The 15,068-nt window shown below is 66.8% G+C and carries 19 protein-coding genes and 1 pseudogene; all 20 read left to right on the plus strand.

Features of this window, described 5'->3' with window-relative positions; all coding sequences use genetic code 11:
- Window positions 1-29: 29 nt before the first annotated feature.
- Complete coding sequence (locus tag IPG14_RS07085) at window positions 30-1,775, plus strand: CocE/NonD family hydrolase (protein ID WP_343391325.1); 1,746 nt, start codon at window positions 30-32, stop codon at window positions 1,773-1,775.
- Window positions 1,776-1,802: 27 nt separating this feature from the next.
- Window positions 1,803-2,222, plus strand: a complete 420-nt coding sequence (locus tag IPG14_RS07090; protein WP_343391326.1) for a nuclear transport factor 2 family protein — start codon at window positions 1,803-1,805, stop codon at window positions 2,220-2,222.
- A 67-nt stretch (window positions 2,223-2,289) separates the two neighbouring features.
- Window positions 2,290-3,051 carry an antibiotic biosynthesis monooxygenase gene (locus tag IPG14_RS07095; protein WP_343391327.1) on the plus strand — a complete coding sequence of 254 codons (762 nt, stop codon included), beginning with the start codon at window positions 2,290-2,292 and terminating at the stop codon, window positions 3,049-3,051.
- Window positions 3,048-3,473: a nuclear transport factor 2 family protein gene (locus IPG14_RS07100; protein ID WP_343384058.1), complete on the plus strand. Its 426-nt coding sequence runs from the start codon at window positions 3,048-3,050 to the stop codon at window positions 3,471-3,473. Before IPG14_RS07095 ends, IPG14_RS07100 begins: the two co-directional genes overlap by 4 nt.
- Before the next feature lie 224 nt (window positions 3,474-3,697).
- Window positions 3,698-4,495, plus strand: coding sequence for an alpha/beta hydrolase-fold protein (locus IPG14_RS07105; RefSeq protein ID WP_343391328.1), 798 nt, complete (start codon window positions 3,698-3,700; stop codon window positions 4,493-4,495).
- A 77-nt stretch (window positions 4,496-4,572) separates the two neighbouring features.
- Window positions 4,573-4,998: a nuclear transport factor 2 family protein gene (locus IPG14_RS07110; RefSeq protein WP_343388548.1), complete on the plus strand. Its 426-nt coding sequence runs from the start codon at window positions 4,573-4,575 to the stop codon at window positions 4,996-4,998.
- A gap of 148 nt (window positions 4,999-5,146) precedes the next feature.
- Window positions 5,147-5,845, plus strand: coding sequence for a nuclear transport factor 2 family protein (locus IPG14_RS07115; protein WP_343391329.1), 699 nt, complete (start codon window positions 5,147-5,149; stop codon window positions 5,843-5,845).
- Entirely contained in the window at window positions 5,842-6,264 is a 423-nt protein-coding gene (locus IPG14_RS07120; RefSeq protein WP_343391330.1) for a nuclear transport factor 2 family protein, read from the plus strand. Before IPG14_RS07115 ends, IPG14_RS07120 begins: the two co-directional genes overlap by 4 nt.
- A 61-nt stretch (window positions 6,265-6,325) precedes the next feature.
- Window positions 6,326-6,745, plus strand: coding sequence for a nuclear transport factor 2 family protein (locus IPG14_RS07125; protein ID WP_343391331.1), 420 nt, complete (start codon window positions 6,326-6,328; stop codon window positions 6,743-6,745).
- Between the two features lies 1 nt (window position 6,746).
- Complete coding sequence (locus IPG14_RS07130) at window positions 6,747-7,181, plus strand: nuclear transport factor 2 family protein (RefSeq protein ID WP_343391332.1); 435 nt, start codon at window positions 6,747-6,749, stop codon at window positions 7,179-7,181.
- Between the two features lie 72 nt (window positions 7,182-7,253).
- Entirely contained in the window at window positions 7,254-7,886 is a 633-nt protein-coding gene (locus IPG14_RS07135; RefSeq protein ID WP_343391333.1) for a hypothetical protein, read from the plus strand.
- A 749-nt stretch (window positions 7,887-8,635) separates the two neighbouring features.
- Window positions 8,636-9,049: a nuclear transport factor 2 family protein gene (locus IPG14_RS07140; protein WP_343384051.1), complete on the plus strand. Its 414-nt coding sequence runs from the start codon at window positions 8,636-8,638 to the stop codon at window positions 9,047-9,049.
- A complete protein-coding gene (locus tag IPG14_RS07145) occupies window positions 9,046-9,462 on the plus strand; it encodes a nuclear transport factor 2 family protein (protein ID WP_343391334.1) in 417 nt (138 codons plus the stop codon). The genes IPG14_RS07140 and IPG14_RS07145 overlap by 4 nt, the downstream gene beginning before the upstream one ends.
- A complete protein-coding gene (locus tag IPG14_RS07150) occupies window positions 9,459-9,869 on the plus strand; it encodes an ester cyclase (RefSeq protein WP_343391335.1) in 411 nt (136 codons plus the stop codon). The genes IPG14_RS07145 and IPG14_RS07150 overlap by 4 nt, the downstream gene beginning before the upstream one ends.
- A 12-nt stretch (window positions 9,870-9,881) precedes the next feature.
- The gene (locus tag IPG14_RS07155; protein ID WP_343391336.1) at window positions 9,882-10,301 is read left to right on the plus strand and encodes a nuclear transport factor 2 family protein; all 420 of its coding nucleotides are present in this window, start codon (window positions 9,882-9,884) and stop codon (window positions 10,299-10,301) included.
- Window positions 10,302-10,388: 87 nt separating this feature from the next.
- Window positions 10,389-11,552, plus strand: coding sequence for a serine hydrolase domain-containing protein (locus tag IPG14_RS07160; RefSeq protein WP_343391337.1), 1,164 nt, complete (start codon window positions 10,389-10,391; stop codon window positions 11,550-11,552).
- 109 nt (window positions 11,553-11,661) lie between these two features.
- On the plus strand, window positions 11,662-13,053 hold the full coding sequence (locus IPG14_RS07165) for a carboxylesterase family protein (protein ID WP_343391344.1): 1,392 nt from the start codon (window positions 11,662-11,664) through the stop codon (window positions 13,051-13,053).
- Between the two features lie 64 nt (window positions 13,054-13,117).
- A complete protein-coding gene (locus IPG14_RS07170; RefSeq protein WP_343391338.1) occupies window positions 13,118-13,537 on the plus strand; it encodes a nuclear transport factor 2 family protein in 420 nt (139 codons plus the stop codon).
- On the plus strand, window positions 13,534-14,364 hold the full coding sequence (locus IPG14_RS07175; RefSeq protein ID WP_343391339.1) for an SDR family NAD(P)-dependent oxidoreductase: 831 nt from the start codon (window positions 13,534-13,536) through the stop codon (window positions 14,362-14,364). Before IPG14_RS07170 ends, IPG14_RS07175 begins: the two co-directional genes overlap by 4 nt.
- A pseudogene (locus tag IPG14_RS07180) lies at window positions 14,361-15,068 on the plus strand (hypothetical protein); the annotation flags it as partial. The gene IPG14_RS07175 and the pseudogene IPG14_RS07180, both read left to right, overlap by 4 nt.

Raw genomic sequence — 15,068 nt, forward strand, 5'->3', positions numbered from 1 at the left:
CCCAGGAAAAGCACAGGAAGGAGAACACCATGACCACATCCATCCGCATCGACCACGACGTCCCCATGCAGACGCGCGACGGGGTCACCCTCCGCGCCGACGTCTTCCGCCCGGACGACGGCAGCCGCTACCCCGCGCTGCTCACGCGCACGCCGTACGGCAAGCACGGCTACTTCCACAACGACTTCGTGAGCGCAATTGCCGCGGCCCGCGAGGGTTTCGCCGTCGTCATCCAGGACACCCGCGGCCGCTTCGCTTCGGATGGGGACTACGTACCCGGTATACCCGAAGGAGACGATAGCTACGACGCTGTCGAGTGGGTCGCTTCGCAACCGTGGTGCGACGGGGCTGTCGGTATGTACGGCGCTTCATATGGCGGCCGCGTCCAGTGGGAGGCAGCGATCGCGCAGCCCCCTTCACTCCGCGCCATAGCACCCGGCATCGCCGACGCCAGCCCGATCAACTGGAGCGAACGACAGTTGAAAGGCGCCGTCATGCTGGAAGACACCCTCAGCTGGCTCGCGATGATGGTCGTCGATATCGCCGCCAGGACCGAAGCTGGCGGTGGCGATGCCTCGGCTCTTCGGGCGTGGACTGCGCGGGCCGGCACGGACCTCGATGGCCTGCTCCGCCACCTGCCCCTCCGAGACGCGCTGCCCCCTGCACTCGGACCGGCGGTCGAGCAATTCGGGACTGTCATCCTCGACCCGCTCCCACCAGGTGCGCGGCCGTCTGACCTGCTCTGGAACTTCGAACGCGTAGCCGTACCCTGCCTCCATAGCGGCGGGTGGTACGACCTCTTCGCAGGCTCCACCTTCATCGGTTTCGGCGAAATGCGAAAGGGCGGCGGCAGCAGCGCGGCGCGGCAAAGCCAACACCTGATCTGTGGCCCCTGGGCGCACAATCGCATTCTTCCGCCGTACCAGGGTGGGCTCAACTTCGGCACGGCCGCAGGCAGCACGCCGACCGGCAGCACCCCCGCCTGGGCCGCCCACCTCGCCTTCTTCGACCGCTACCTTCGCGGGCGCGATGTCCACCTTCCCGGAGTTCGCTACTTCGTCATGGGCGCCGACCAGTGGCGCGAAGGCGACGACTGGCCCTTGCCCGGAACGCAGTTCACCCGCTTCTTCCTCGCCAGCGGCGGCAACGCCCGTACGGCGGCGGGCGACGGCGTCCTCACCCGGGACGCACCCGGCCCACAGCCGCCCGACCGCTACATCTACGACCCCCACAACCCCGTGCCCACCACGGGCGGCCGCCTTCTCTTCACCGGCAAGCGCGCCCCGGGCCCGCTCGAACAGGGGCGCGTCGAGGTGCGCGACGACGTCCTCTGCTACACCACGCCTGAACTCACCGAGGACCTGGAGGTTACCGGCCCTGTCATCCTCCATCTCTTCGCTTCGACTTCCGCCGTGGACACCGACTTCATGGCCAAGCTGGTCGATGTCTATCCAAACGGCGCCGCCTTCAACATCGCGGAGGGCCTCATCCGCGCGAGGTATCGCGAGGGCATCCGCTCTCCGAAGCCGGTTGTGCCCGGCGAGGTGACGCCGTACGTCATCGACCTTGCGCAGACCAGCATCGTCTTCAGGCGCGGCCACCGCATCCGCCTCGAGGTCACCAGCAGCAACTTCCCGTTGATCGACCGGAACATGAACACCGGCAACCCCTTCGGCGTCGACTCCGAGGGCGTCCCTGCGCTCCAGGCCGTCTACCACGACGACCGCCACCCCTCGTACCTCGAGCTGCCCGTCATCCCGGTGGGCGCTCGCTGAGGAAGAGGACGCAGCAAGGAGGAACCGATGACACCTAACGACAACATCGCAACCATCCGGGCCGCGCTCGCCGCCTTCAACGCGAACGACGTGGCAGCGCTCGAACGGCTGGTCGACCCCGATTTCGTCTACATAGTCCGGGGACACTCGTCACTCAGCGGCGAGTACCGCGGGTGGGACGCCTGGGCAAAGGGGCTGGCACGCATCAAGGAACTTACCGCCGGTTCGATGGCCGCTACGCCAAGTGGGCCTGGGCGGCGCATCGAAGGCACACCGAGATCGCGGAGTTCGGGAAGGAGCCACATGACCCCGAAACGATCCATGTCTCGCCGACGACGACCCCGCGATGATGTACGCACCTCCGCGGGCGCCCATGGCCAACGGCCCGACGGCGGGCCTGGCCACGACGACAGCCATCAGGCCTCACGCCGCGTAGCCACCACCTGACGGACGGCCTCGTCATCGAAGGCGAGACCATCCCGGTCGACCAGGAAGCGTTCAAGGAGTTCTGGGCATGACGTCGTACACCAGAGAAGAGATCCGTGGCATCGCCCTCGTCGGCCGCATGGTTGCCCGCGAGGGCAAGCGCGACGAGCTACTGCACGTCCTGGACGAAGCAATAGCCGTCTGTTCCCAGCACGAACCCGATGGCGCGCTCACAGCCATCTTCCACACGTCGCCCACCGATCCGGACCTCGTCGTCCTCTACGAACACTACCCGGGGCGGGCGTCCCTGGAGTTCCACCGGGCCAACTACGAGCGTATCCCGGCCTACGGCGAGCTTCGCGCCCGCATGAACGACCTACTCGTTGCGCCAGTCGAAATCGTCGAGGTGGGGAGACAGGTTGCCCGCTGGACCCGCACCGTTCCGGGGCTACGGGAGGCGTCAGCGAGCAGCTACGCGCGCTACAGAAGGGAGGAGGTCGAGGGCATTGCATTCGTCGCCCGCTTCCCCGCGCTGCCCGGTAAGGGGCAGGAACTGCTTGCGGTCCTCGAGGAGGCCGTCCCTCCGCAGGCGGTCTACGAAGCAGACCCGGCACTGGTGATGGACTTCGCAACGTCCGCGGCGAGCCCGGACACGATTCTCTTCTACAAGCACTACCCGACGGTGGCTTCCCGCGACGAGCACACAGCCAACGGCCAGAACCTGCCGGGCTACCGCGACCGCCGCCTCCGCATGAACGCGCTCCTTGCGGCGCCCACAGAGATCGTGGAACAGATGACGCCGGTCGTCCGCTTCACCCGCACACCCAAGACAGAGGAGAAGCATCAATGACCGACAACAGCACCAGAGAAATCGCCCTGCGCTGGGTCGAGCTCTACAACGATGGCACGCCCGAGTTCTACGGCTCGGACCGCTTCCTCGAGCTGTTCCACGAGGACGTGGACTGGCATGAAATGCCGCACCAATATGGCCCCGAGGGCAACAGCGGGAGCCGTTCGGCACTCCGCGAAGCGGTGCGTGCGGCACAGGCCATGTTCGTGGACCGGCGCGTCGAGCTCCACGACATCCTCGCGGTGGGTAACCAGACCGCCATGAGGTACACGTGGGAGGCGACGGTTGCGGCCGACGGCCTTCTCGTGCCAAAGGGGACTCGGCTGCGGTCGGCAGTCGCACAGTTCTTGACCCTGCGCGACGGCAAGATCAGCGCTTCTACCGAATACATTTCGTGGCCGCCACCGGGGACAGCCGGATGAAGCATGCATGGCGTAACGGGAGTGTCACTGCTGAGACCACTCGGTTCGCCGAACGGAGGCGGCCGGCCGTGCGGCTCACGCGCACACCCACACCAGAGGAGAAAGAAAGTCCCAATGACTAACACCAGCCCGAAAGCCGTCGTCTTGCACGCCGGCAAACGCTATGACGGCAAGCAGTTCACTGATCCCGCCGTCGCCAACGCAAGCACCAGGGAGGAATAGCAATGGCACTCACTATCGGCCCGAAGACGTCGTTCGTCCTGCCCGGGACGGACGCCTACCAGTTCCATTCGGGAGTCACCGACCGCGACTATGAAGTCCTCATTACGGTTATGGCCTCGGGCAAACCGGGGACACGCTATCCGGTCCTGTATCACCCGGATGGCGATCTCGGGCCGTCCTTTCCGGTGATGGTCCCGCTCATGCAGCTTGGAAAGGAGCTGCCGGGGATGATCGTGGTGAGCGTCGGCTACGGATTGGGCGGGCTCGTCTCTGACCCGGTTGTGCTCCAGCGATGGGCCACTCTGCGAATGACGGACCTCATCCCAACCCTGCAGCCAGACGGAAGCGGAGGCGGAGCCCCAGACTTCCTCCGCTTCATCAGCGAAGAACTGATGCCTTTCGTCAACGCGAATTACCCCGCCGACGCAGACGATTGCGGATTGGCCGGGGACTCCCTCGGCGGGCTCTTCGCGCTGTACGCGATCCTTGCGAGCCCAGGGATGTTCCGGCGCTGCCTGGCAGGGAGCCCGTCGATTGGACGCAGTCGCGACCTCCTGTTCTCACTCGAAGAACAGCTGGCCGAAAGCGGCCAGGACCCCCCCACCAGGCTATTCATGGGAGCGGGTTCGCTTGAAGGTGACCCCATGCTCTCGAACATGAGCGCAATGACCGACAGACTCCGCAGCCGTGGTTACTCCAATTTCAAACTCACGGCCAAAGTCTTCGACGACGAGACGCATGTGTCCGTCTGGCCCGCGTCGTTCAGCCGCGGCTTGAAGGCCATCTTCGCGACGGATTGACGGGCCGATCGAGATCGTCGAGGTGATGCGGCCCGCCGTGCGGCTCACGCGCACGCCCACACGAAAGGAATGTCCCAATGACTGACACCAGTCCCGAAGCCGTCTACCTGCGAATGCTCGACGCGTGGAATGACGGCACGCCCGAGACCTACGGGTCCACCCGCTTCCTCGACTACTACGCCGACGATGCGGTCATCGAGATGACGGCCATGGTGGGCACCCCACCGCAGCGCGGGGGGAAGGAGGTGTACCGAGATGGCGTTACTGGCGGCAGCGCCGTGTTCCGCAACCGGCACTCTGATCTGCTGGAACTCCTCGTTGTTGGAGAGAGGGTAGCGGCGCGGCTTCACTGGACCGCCACGGCCGCCATCGACACGCCCGACTTCTCTGCCGGGGCCACGCTCCACATGGACTACACGGAGTTTTGCACTATCCGCGGCGGCCTCATCACCGGGACGACGGCGGTCATGGGCCCGATGGTGCCGGAGGGAGGACACCGATGACCACCCCGACACCCAAAGGTGTGTCCTCTCGAGTCCGGGGTGGCCTCATCGGCGAACAGGTCTTCCCGGTTCGACCCAGTGCAGCCGGCGGTGCGAACCGGGACCGACTGGCAAATGACTTCGCACCCATCGTAGAGGGGATAGCCCAATGACTGACAACTCACCCAAAGCAATCGTCCTGCGGATGCTCGACCAGGCGATGCTGGACCGCCGCGACGGCCTGAACGAAACCTTGAACGTCGTCGCCGAAGCCGACCTTGTGGTTATCGAGGGCAGGTGGACGTCCACGCTGGCGAGAGACGAGAACACGCCGGGACCGGCGGACTGCCGCTCCCACCGTCCGACACGGTCTCATCGTCCAGGCGAGGCAGTACTGCGCCACTCCGGTCGTGGTGGCACCCGACGCCCAAACAGAAGGAGGAACCCAATGACTGACAACTCACCCAGAGCCGTCTATCTGCGCATGCTCGACGCTTACAACGACGGCACTCCCGACTCATACGGCTCGGACAAGTTCCTGGATCACTTCGCCGACGATGCCGATCGAGTTCGGCGATGGTGGGGTGGCCGCGAGGCAGGCGGGCAACAGGTGTTCCGCGATGCGCTCCCGGGAGCGAACGAGGCCTTCCGCAACCGTCACTCGGTGCCGCTGGAGGTGGTCGCGGAAGGGGATCGAGTCATCGCCCGGATCCATTTCACCGCGACCGCAGCCATCGACACCCCGGACTGGAAAGCCGGCACGACAATCCACAACGACTACGTGGACTTCGCGACCGTGCGCGGCGGGAAGATCGTGGACTACTCGGCCGTGATCGGGCCGTTGCTGCCCGATGGAGGGATGAAATGACTGACAACTCACCGAAGGCCGTCGTATTGCGGTATTACGACCTCTACAACGACGGCACCCCGGACTCGTACGGTTCCGAGCGGTTCCTGGACCTGTTCGCGGATGACGCGGTAATTGACTTGCCCGAAGCGGCGGGGCTCCCCGCCCGGCGGGGCGGGAAGGAGACGCTTCGAGAGCGCATTGCTGGTGCAGCCGCGATGTTTCGCAATCGGCACATGGCCGTCACGGAACTCGTTGCCGAAGACGAGCGGGTTGTGGCGAGGACGACCTGGGCGGCGTCAGCGGCAGCCGACTCCCCGGGGTTGCCGGCCGGTACCCGAGTTCGCGGCGAGATCGTTGAGTTCATGACTGTGAGGAACGGCCGGATCGAGGAGTACTCGTTCGTGATGGGCCAACCCCTGGCGGCCGACGGGGTTTGAGCGAGCGACGCGGACACAACGCGGAATCGGGCCGCGGGGAAGGACACAGGAGAAAACAATCATGCCTGACAACTCACCCAAAGCAATCGTCCTGCGGATGCTCGACCAGGCGATGCTGGACATGCTTCACGGGACGGCCGAATTCCTCGACTCGTTCGCCGATTCGGCGGTGTGGGAATACGCACCGACGGCTGACGCTCCGCAGTGGAGCCGGGTTCACGGCAAGGAGGCCAGGCGCACCGCCTTTCGCCGGGCGTACGACCAGGCGATCGACAGCACGAGAACGGTCCACGATGCGGTCGCGGAAGCCGGTTCCGTTGCGGTCGCTTACGCATTCGGCGTGACCTTTGCCACGGATTGGCCCGGGCTACCTGCAGGGGCGCGCGCGGTCTTCGAATGCGTGAACCTCTTCGCGGTCAGCGACGGCCTCATCGTGTCGGAGAAGCAATACACCGGCCCAATGCTGGCCGAGGGAGGATGAAATGACGGACAACTCACCGAAGGCCGTCGTATTGCGATCGATCGATCTTTACAACGACCACCCGCCCGAGGTGTACCTGGACGTCGAGAAGTTCCTGTCGCTCTTGAGCGACGACTGCGTGCAGGAGTTCGCCGCGACTCCCCAGACGCCCGCGAGGCGCACCGTGGGGAAACAGCCCACGCGTGATGCCGTGGCCGGGCTGTCTACGTGGATGCGGGCGAGTCACACCACGGTGCATGAAGCGGTCGCCGAAGGTGACCGGGTAGCCGTGCGGTACACGTGGACCGGCGTCGTCACCCGTGATGTCCCGGGCTACCACGCCGGAACTGTCGTTCGCGCTGACGGGACCGGGTTCTACACGGTCCGCGACGGGCTGATCGTCGAGATGATCGACGTCATGGGGCCGATGCTGGCGGGAGAGGCGGACAAACAATGACCTACACCCCCACCGAGCAGGCCAACATCGACATCGTCCGCACCTGCCTGCTCAAAGAGAGGAGTTAGGCCGGTGGCGTCCGCGATCACTCCACATCCGGGGACAATTGCCGCGCTCGCGGGCCAGGCCCTCCCTGGCGCCCAGATCGATGACCTCCTGGTCGCCGGCGAATGCGCGGGACTGCGCTGGACACGCGGCGAAGAGACAGGGCTCAGCCTTCTCCGTTTCGAGGGCGAGCTGCTGGTGCAGTCGTGGAGCGCTGCACGGCACAACGGCGGCGGGCCCTGGCCGAAGGCCGGTGTCACGGCGGAGGTCGTCCCGCTCGCCATCAAGCGCGCCGCCGCGGACCGGTCGTCCACTCACGCCACGATGGAGCGGTACTTCGCGATCCGGGCAGACGTCTCCCGGGCAGACGAGCTGCGGGAGATGTTCAGGGAGCCGATGGTCGTGCATGGCCCGGGGCCGACGCGCGTCGAGAACCTCGACGAGTTCGTCGTTCGGGTGAAGAGCGAGAAGGACGCCGACCCGCTCCTGGCGTTCCGGGCGGACGGCGTCCTCTGTGCGGGCGACCGAGCTCTCCTGCGCTGGAGCTACCTCAAAGGCGAGGCCGTCGCCGCGGCGGGGCTAACGCTCTACGCACTCGACGGCGGAGTTGTGGCGGAGCGATGGCAGACATCACTGCGGGAAGGAGTGCCGTGGATGTGACACCACACACGAGACCCCACGTCTGACTTCCCGCCCTGCAGCAACGAACGGACAACCCCCGGCCCAGGAAATGAGGCGAACCAATGACCTACACCCCCACCGAGCAGGCGAACATCGACGCCATGTACCGGTTCATGGAGGCCGAGGCCGTTCGTGACTTCGAAACGATGTACCGATTCATCGCGCCCGACTGTGTCAGCTACGGGCCCGGCGGCATGGTGACACGCGGGCACGAGGAAATGCACGCCTACGACGACGTGTTCTTCGCGAGCCTGGAATCGTTGCGGCGCTCGATCATCGACGTGGCCGCTGATGGCGACACCGCCGTCTTCCGGTACCGCGCAGAAATGGTCCGGCCGCCGGAGCGCCGCGGGGGGGGGGGGGGGGGGGGCGCACTGCGCCCGTCGGAGGAGGCCAGGCGGCCGGGGGGAGGGGGCCGCGGGGGGGCGGGCCGGGGGGGGGGGGCGGCGGGGGGGGGTGGTCGCGGACGCGGGGAGGCACCGCTGCGCAGCGATGTTCGCCGGGCTGCAGTCCCGGCGGCGGACCAACCTCGACAACGGGGGCGGGGGGGGCGCCGGCGGGGTTCCCCGGGGGGGCCGGGGGGGGGGGGGGCCCCCGGGGGAAGGAGGGGGGGGGGGGGCCCGGCCGGGGGTGCGGATGAAGGACGGCCAGATCGTCGAGGGCTGGCAGTACTTCGATAGCGCAGAGGTGCGCCGCCAGCTGCGCCCGCAGAGGAAGGAGGCAGCGCTATGACCTACAGACCGACCGAACAGGCCAACATCGACGCCGTCAGGAGAATGATCGCGCTCGAAGGCGAACGCGACTGGGAAGGCGTTTACGACCTCGTGACCGAGGACTGTGTCACCTCCATGGGCGAACTCGTGTTGCACGGCAAGGCGGAGATGCGCGCCTACGACGCGAAGTACTTCATCCCGGTGTTCTCCCGGAGCGCCCGCACAATCTTCGACATCGCGGCGGACGGCGACGCGGTGGTCTTCCGCTGGCGTGCCGACGCGACCCTCGCGGCGGATGGCCGTGCGGTTTCGTGGGAAGGCGTGAGCTGGTGCCGGATGGAAGGCGGGAAGTTCGCCGAAGGACGGATCTACACGGACTCGGCAGCGATTCAGCGGCAAATGCGGCCGCCAAAGGAGCCGACGCCGTGACCAACCCCAGCCCGAAGGCGGTCGTGGAACGCTTCTGGGAGCTCTACAACGGCCCGGAAACCATCTTCCAGACCGCGGACCTGTGCGCCGAGGACTGCGAGCATCACCAGGCGCCACTCTTCGGCCCTGCGGCCTACTACGTCGGCCGCGAGCCTCAAATCGAACGGATCAGGATGGTTGCCGCCGCCTTCAGCGACTGGCGCGAGACGCCGCTTCAGGTCGTCGCCGATGGCGAGGACGTTGCCTGCCGCTACGCGTGGACGGCCACATCGCGCGTGCCGCTGCCGGGCTTCCCTGCGGGCTCCCGGCTGCGCATGGACGCCTCGTGCTTCTTCACCGTCCGCGGTGGCGCAATCGTCCGGATACACGACACGCCGGGAGTGATCGTTCTGCAAGAGCAGGGCCCACCGTGAAGATCGAGGAAGCCCGGCGCATCGCCCAACGTCATGAGGACACCTACAACAACGACTTCGAGCACTACCACGACCTCTACGCCCAGGACTTTTTGGCCTACCGGCCCGTGAGCGGCGTCACTCACAACCGCACCGAGATGTACGCCCTCGAACAGCGCGCCACCGCAGCCTGTCCCGACCGCAAGACGAAAGTTCTTCGCGTGTTGGCCGCCCAAGACGACTGGTTCGGGATCGAAGAGCTCTGGACCGGCACGAACACGGGCGGCGACGAGATGTTCGGCCCGGCGGGGACGAGACTCTCGGTCTACGCCTTCTCCCTCTACGAGGTGAAGGACGGCAAGTTCGTCCGTGCCATCGCCTGGACTGGGCGGCGACCGCAATCAACCAGCGAACTCGTGATCGAATGAGGAGAAACTGACATGACGAACCCATCGGAGCTGCTCCGCCGCTACTTCGAGGCCTACAACGCGCACGACGCCAGTGCCCTCGGGCGCCTGGTCGGCGACAAAATCACACTGAGCCGTCCCGGCCAGAGCGCGTCCGGCCGCGACGAGCTGCTCGGCACTTACGCGGTGGATTGGGTGGATTTCCCAGACTGCCGCCTCGACGTCAAGCACTCCGGCACAGACGGAAACCACGTCTTCGCCGAGGCAACGTTCAGGGGCAACAACACTGGCTCGCTCCACATGCCCGACGGCACCGTAGCGCCTCCGACGGGCCGGCCAATCGCGCTCGAGTGCGGTCTCTTCGGTGACGTTGAGGGCGGCGTCCTTACCGCTTTGCGGGTGTACTGGGACAACGCACTCTCGATGCAGCAGCTCGGACTGCTGCCGGGATGACGAGTCCAGCTGGGGTGGAACCGCCAGGCACCCACGCGCATCAGGCGTTGAAGACCCGCACGACCTGACTTTGGAAGGAGAGCAAGCATGACTGAGATCCACGGCACCTGTGACGAACGCTTCGCGGCGGTCCGCGAAGCGTTCCAGCGGAACTTCGACGAGGGTCTGGAGGCCGGCGCGTCCGTTGCGGCCACGGTTAACGGCGAGTTCGTGGTCGACCTCTGGGGAGGCCACGCGGACGAGGCCCGCACGCGCCCCTGGGAGCGTGACTCGATCGTCAACGTCTACTCGTCGACGAAGACCGTCACCGCCCTCTGCGCGCTCATCCTCGCGGACCGCGGCGTGATCGATTTCAACGCGCCCGTCGCCCGCTACTGGCCCGAGTTCGCCCAGAACGGGAAGGAGCGCATCGAGGTCCGCCACCTGATGAGCCATTCCGCCGGGCTCTCCGGCTGGGATGCGCCGCTAAGGGTTGAGGACCAGTACGACTGGGAGAAGGTGACGTCACTATTGGCCGCGCAGGCGCCGTGGTGGGAACCCGGCACGGCCTCTGGCTACCACGCCAGCACCCAGGGCTTCCTCGTCGGCGAGGTCGTGCGGCGCGCGACAGGCAAGTCGCTGGGCACGTTCCTTCGCGAGGAGGTCGCGGGGCCCCTCCGTGCCGACTTCCACATCGGCCTCGACCCGCGCCATGACTCCCGAGTCGGGGAGATGATCCCTCCCGAAGGGGCGGCCTCCGACCCGGGTGCCGCCTGGCCCTCGGATTCGCTCGCTGGCCGCACTCTCACCAACCCGCCAGGGAACGCGCATGACTCTGCGACCGAGGGCTGGCGCCGATCGGAACAGCCCGCCGGAAACGGCCACGGCAACGCTCGCTCGCTGGCCCGCCTGCACACCGTCCTCGCATCCGGAGGAGAAGCCTTCGGCGTCAAGTTGCTCTCGAAGGAGGGCTGCGAGCGGGTGTTCGAGGAGCAGACGAACGGAATCGACCTCGTGCTGGGCGTGCCCGTCCGCTGGGGGATGGGCTTCGCCCTCAACAGTCCGGAGGCCCCGGTGAGCCCGAACCCTCGCACCTGCTGGTGGGGAGGGTGGGGCGGCTCGCACGTGCGGATCGACTACGACGCCCGGACGACGCTCACCTACGTGATGAACCGGATGGAGGCAGGGCTCCTGATCGATGCCCGGGCGGCGTCTCTTACCCGTGCGTTCTACGGGTCTCTGAACACTACTGGCGAAGGAGAAAAGCCATGACGGATCCCATCGCAACCACCCGCCAGGGCACTGTCCGAGGCTTCGAACGGCATGCGCTCCTGTACTTCCGGGGCATCCCCTACGCTCGCCCTCCGGTGGGCGACCTGCGCTGGCCGTCGCCCAGCCCCCCGAGCCGTGGGAGGGCGTCCGCGACGCGACCGAGTACGGCCCCAACTCGTTACAGTCCTCGATAGCCAGCGACATCCCCTTGCCGCCGCAGCCGAGGCGCCCCATGAGCGAGGACTGCCTCTACCTGAACGTGGTCACGCCCGGGCTCTCGGGCTCACGGCCGGTGATGGTATGGATCCACGGAGGCGGGTTCACCACGGGCTCTGGCGCCGACTTCGCGGGCAGGCAACTGGCCGAGCGCGGCGTGGTCGTGGTGGCGATGAACTACCGGCTCGGGGCGCTCGGGTCGCTCGCCCTCCCCGCGCTGGCCGACAGGAAGGGCCGCTTCACCAACTTTGGCCTCCGCGACCAGATCGCCGCGCTGCGCTGGGTCCACGATAACATCGCGAGCTTCGGCGGCGACCCGGACAACGTCACCATCTTCGGCGAGTCGGCCGGGGGCCTGAGCGTCGGCAGCCTGCTCGGTTCCCCCGAGGCCAAGGGCCTCTTCCACCGGGCAATCCCTCAGAGCGGAGCGGGCCACCAGGCCAGGCCGGCTGACGAGGCGCTCAGCGCGTCGGAGCAGTTCTGCGAGTTGCTCGGCGTCCGGCCCGACGATCCCGCTGCGCTCCGCGCCGCCTCGCCCGAGGCGATCCTGGAGGTTTCCGATGCGATGGAGGTTTCCGCCGGCCCGGCCCCAATGCGCGCGCGGAAGCCGCCGGCCATGGCACACACACCGGTGATCGACGGGCAGTGCCTCCTGGCGCTGCCGATCGAAGGCCTCCGCCGGGGGCATGGCTCCGCTGTACCGGTGATGGCGGGCTGGACCGCCGATGAGTGGAGCCTCTTCGAGCCGATGTGGGAGAACGGGCCACCGTCAGCGGATGAGCTGGAGTCGCACTTCGGTGAGTTCGGCCCTCCGCGGCCCATGCACAGAGCGTACCTCGATGCTCGTGCTGCCCGGGGTGACTCCACGGCGCCGGGTGACGTGTGGTCGGCAGCGCTCGCAGACTGGATGTTCCGCGTCCCGGCAGACCGGCTGCTCGAGGCGAACGCCACGGCCGGCCGCCCGACGTACGGATACGTGTTTACGTGGGAGTCGCCGGTCGAGGGGCTCGGGGCGTGCCACAGCCTGGACGTCTTGTTCGTCACCGGGACTTACACACTGGCGCCGGACTTCGCCGGCAGCGGCCCGGCCGCCGACGCGCTCGCAAACACGATGATGGATGCCTGGGTTGCGTTCGCGACAAACGGAGACCCGAGCACGCCCTCGCTGCACTGGCCGCGATTCGAGACGGACACGCGGCCGATCATGGTGCTCGGCGAGCAGTGCCACATGGTCGAGGGATGGCACGAAGAAGAACGAAGAGCCTGGGACGGGGTGATCCCGTGAGCGTGAGCCGGTGTCTTCGCCGACTGAAACTTACTCAGAACCACCAAGCAGAAGGAGAACAACAATGACTGACAACTCACCCAAAGCGGTCGTCGCTCGCTTGTGGGGCATCTACAACGACGAAGGACTGATGAAAATTCCGGACATGTTCGCGGATGACGGCGCGTGGAACTACGCAGCGAGTGCCCAGGGCCCCGCGGAGCGGGTCGTAGGGAAAGCCGCGATGCGCGCACGCGTCGAGGGGATGCGGGCGGCATTCCGCGATATCGGGATTACGGTCCATCGGTCCGTGGCTGAGGGGGACACGGTGGCGAGCCGCTGGACGTGGCGGGGCACGTTTCGCGTGCCCTTCGGAGAGTTCGCCGCGGGCGCGAGGTTGCGGATGGACGGCGCCAGGTTTCACACCGTGCGAGACGGCGTGCTCGTCGAGTCGCACGACACCTGGGCGGCAGGCACGCCCGACGAGGAGCCTAATTCACCATGAACGAGTTGAAGGACAGGGTCGCCGTCATCACCGGCGCCGCGAGCGGCATCGGCTACGCGATGGCCGAACGCTTCGCCGCCGAGGGCATGAAGCTGGCGATTGCGGATATCCACCAGCCCTCGCTCGATGAGGCGGCGGCGAAGCTCCGGGCATCGGGCGCGACTGTTCTCGCCGAGCGCGTGGACGTCGCCGACGCCGCGGCAGTCGAGGCGTTCGCCGACCGGGTGTTCGCCGAGTACGGCACGGTGCATGTGCTGTGCAACAACGCGGGTGTGGCGATCCAACAGCTGCCGGTGTGGGACCACCCCCTCGAAAACTGGCGATGGATCATGGGCATCAACCTGTGGGGGGTCATTCACGGCATCCGCTCGTTTGTGCCCCGCATGCTGGCGAGCGGCGCTGAGGGGCACGTTGTAAACACGGCTTCCATGGCCGGGCTCATCACCGGGTCGATGGGAGACTCTCCGTACGGTGTGACCAAGCATGCCGTTGTTGCACTGAGTGAAAGCCTCTACCGGGACCTTAAGACGTCGGGAGCGGCCGTCGGCGCCTCGGTGCTGTGCCCCGGCTGGACCGGCACGGGCATCATCGCCAACTCAGACCGCGACGCCCCGCATCCCTCTGGCGCAGCCGGATCGGTGGCAGACCTGCCCGGTGTACCCGACGTTTACGCACCGTCGTACGTCGCCGGACAAGTGTTCGACGCCATCCGTGACGACCGCTTCTACATCCTCGCCACCCAGGACGACTTCCTGGGCTGGATGAAGATGCGCCACGACCGGATAGAGGACGGCCGCAACCCTGCGGTGCCGAGGCGAAGACCATGAGTGCTCCAATTCCCTCCACACTCCAAGCGATCACCGCCGACTGGTTGACCGCGAGCCTTCAGGGCGCTGGCGTGCTTGCGCACGGCAACACCGTCAGCCGGTTCGAAACGCAGCCCGTGCCCGAGCAGGGTGCAATGTCCGTTGTAGCAAGGTTGGCGCTGGAATACGCCGCGCCGGCTGGAGCGGGCCCCGCCTCGCTCGTCGTGAAGCTCCCGGTCGCAGATGGTTCGGCCAGGGCATTTACGCGCCGCACTGGAGCGGGCCAGCGCGAGGCCGGGTTCTACAGGCTGACTGATGGAGAGCGCCTTCACGTTGCTCCGACGTGCTACGCAGCTGAACTGGATGAGTCGGGAGACTTCGCTCTGATCCTGGAGGACCTCACCGCTTGGAGGACCGGTTCTCTGCTGGAGCCAGACCCGCTGGACACGGAAATGCTGCTGGACGGGATGGCCGAACTCCACGCCCGCTATTGGGCCGACCCTACTCTTGAAGCCGCGACGTGGTTGCCGGGCGGCTCTGGTGCGGGGTGGTCCGCTGGGCTGCGCCGAAACTTCAAGCGATGTGTCGAGATGTTCTCCGAACACATGGGGAGGAACACAATCACGCTGGCCGAGCTTGGGGCAGCGGATTCCCGCGTGATGGACCTGCTCTTTCCGGGGCCGCAGACCTTGGTTCACGGCGACCTGCATCTGCAGAACGCTATG

It is taken from the genome of Candidatus Amarobacter glycogenicus (genome assembly GCF_016704105.1).
Lineage (GTDB): Bacteria > Chloroflexota > Dehalococcoidia > Tepidiformales > Tepidiformaceae > Amarobacter > Amarobacter glycogenicus.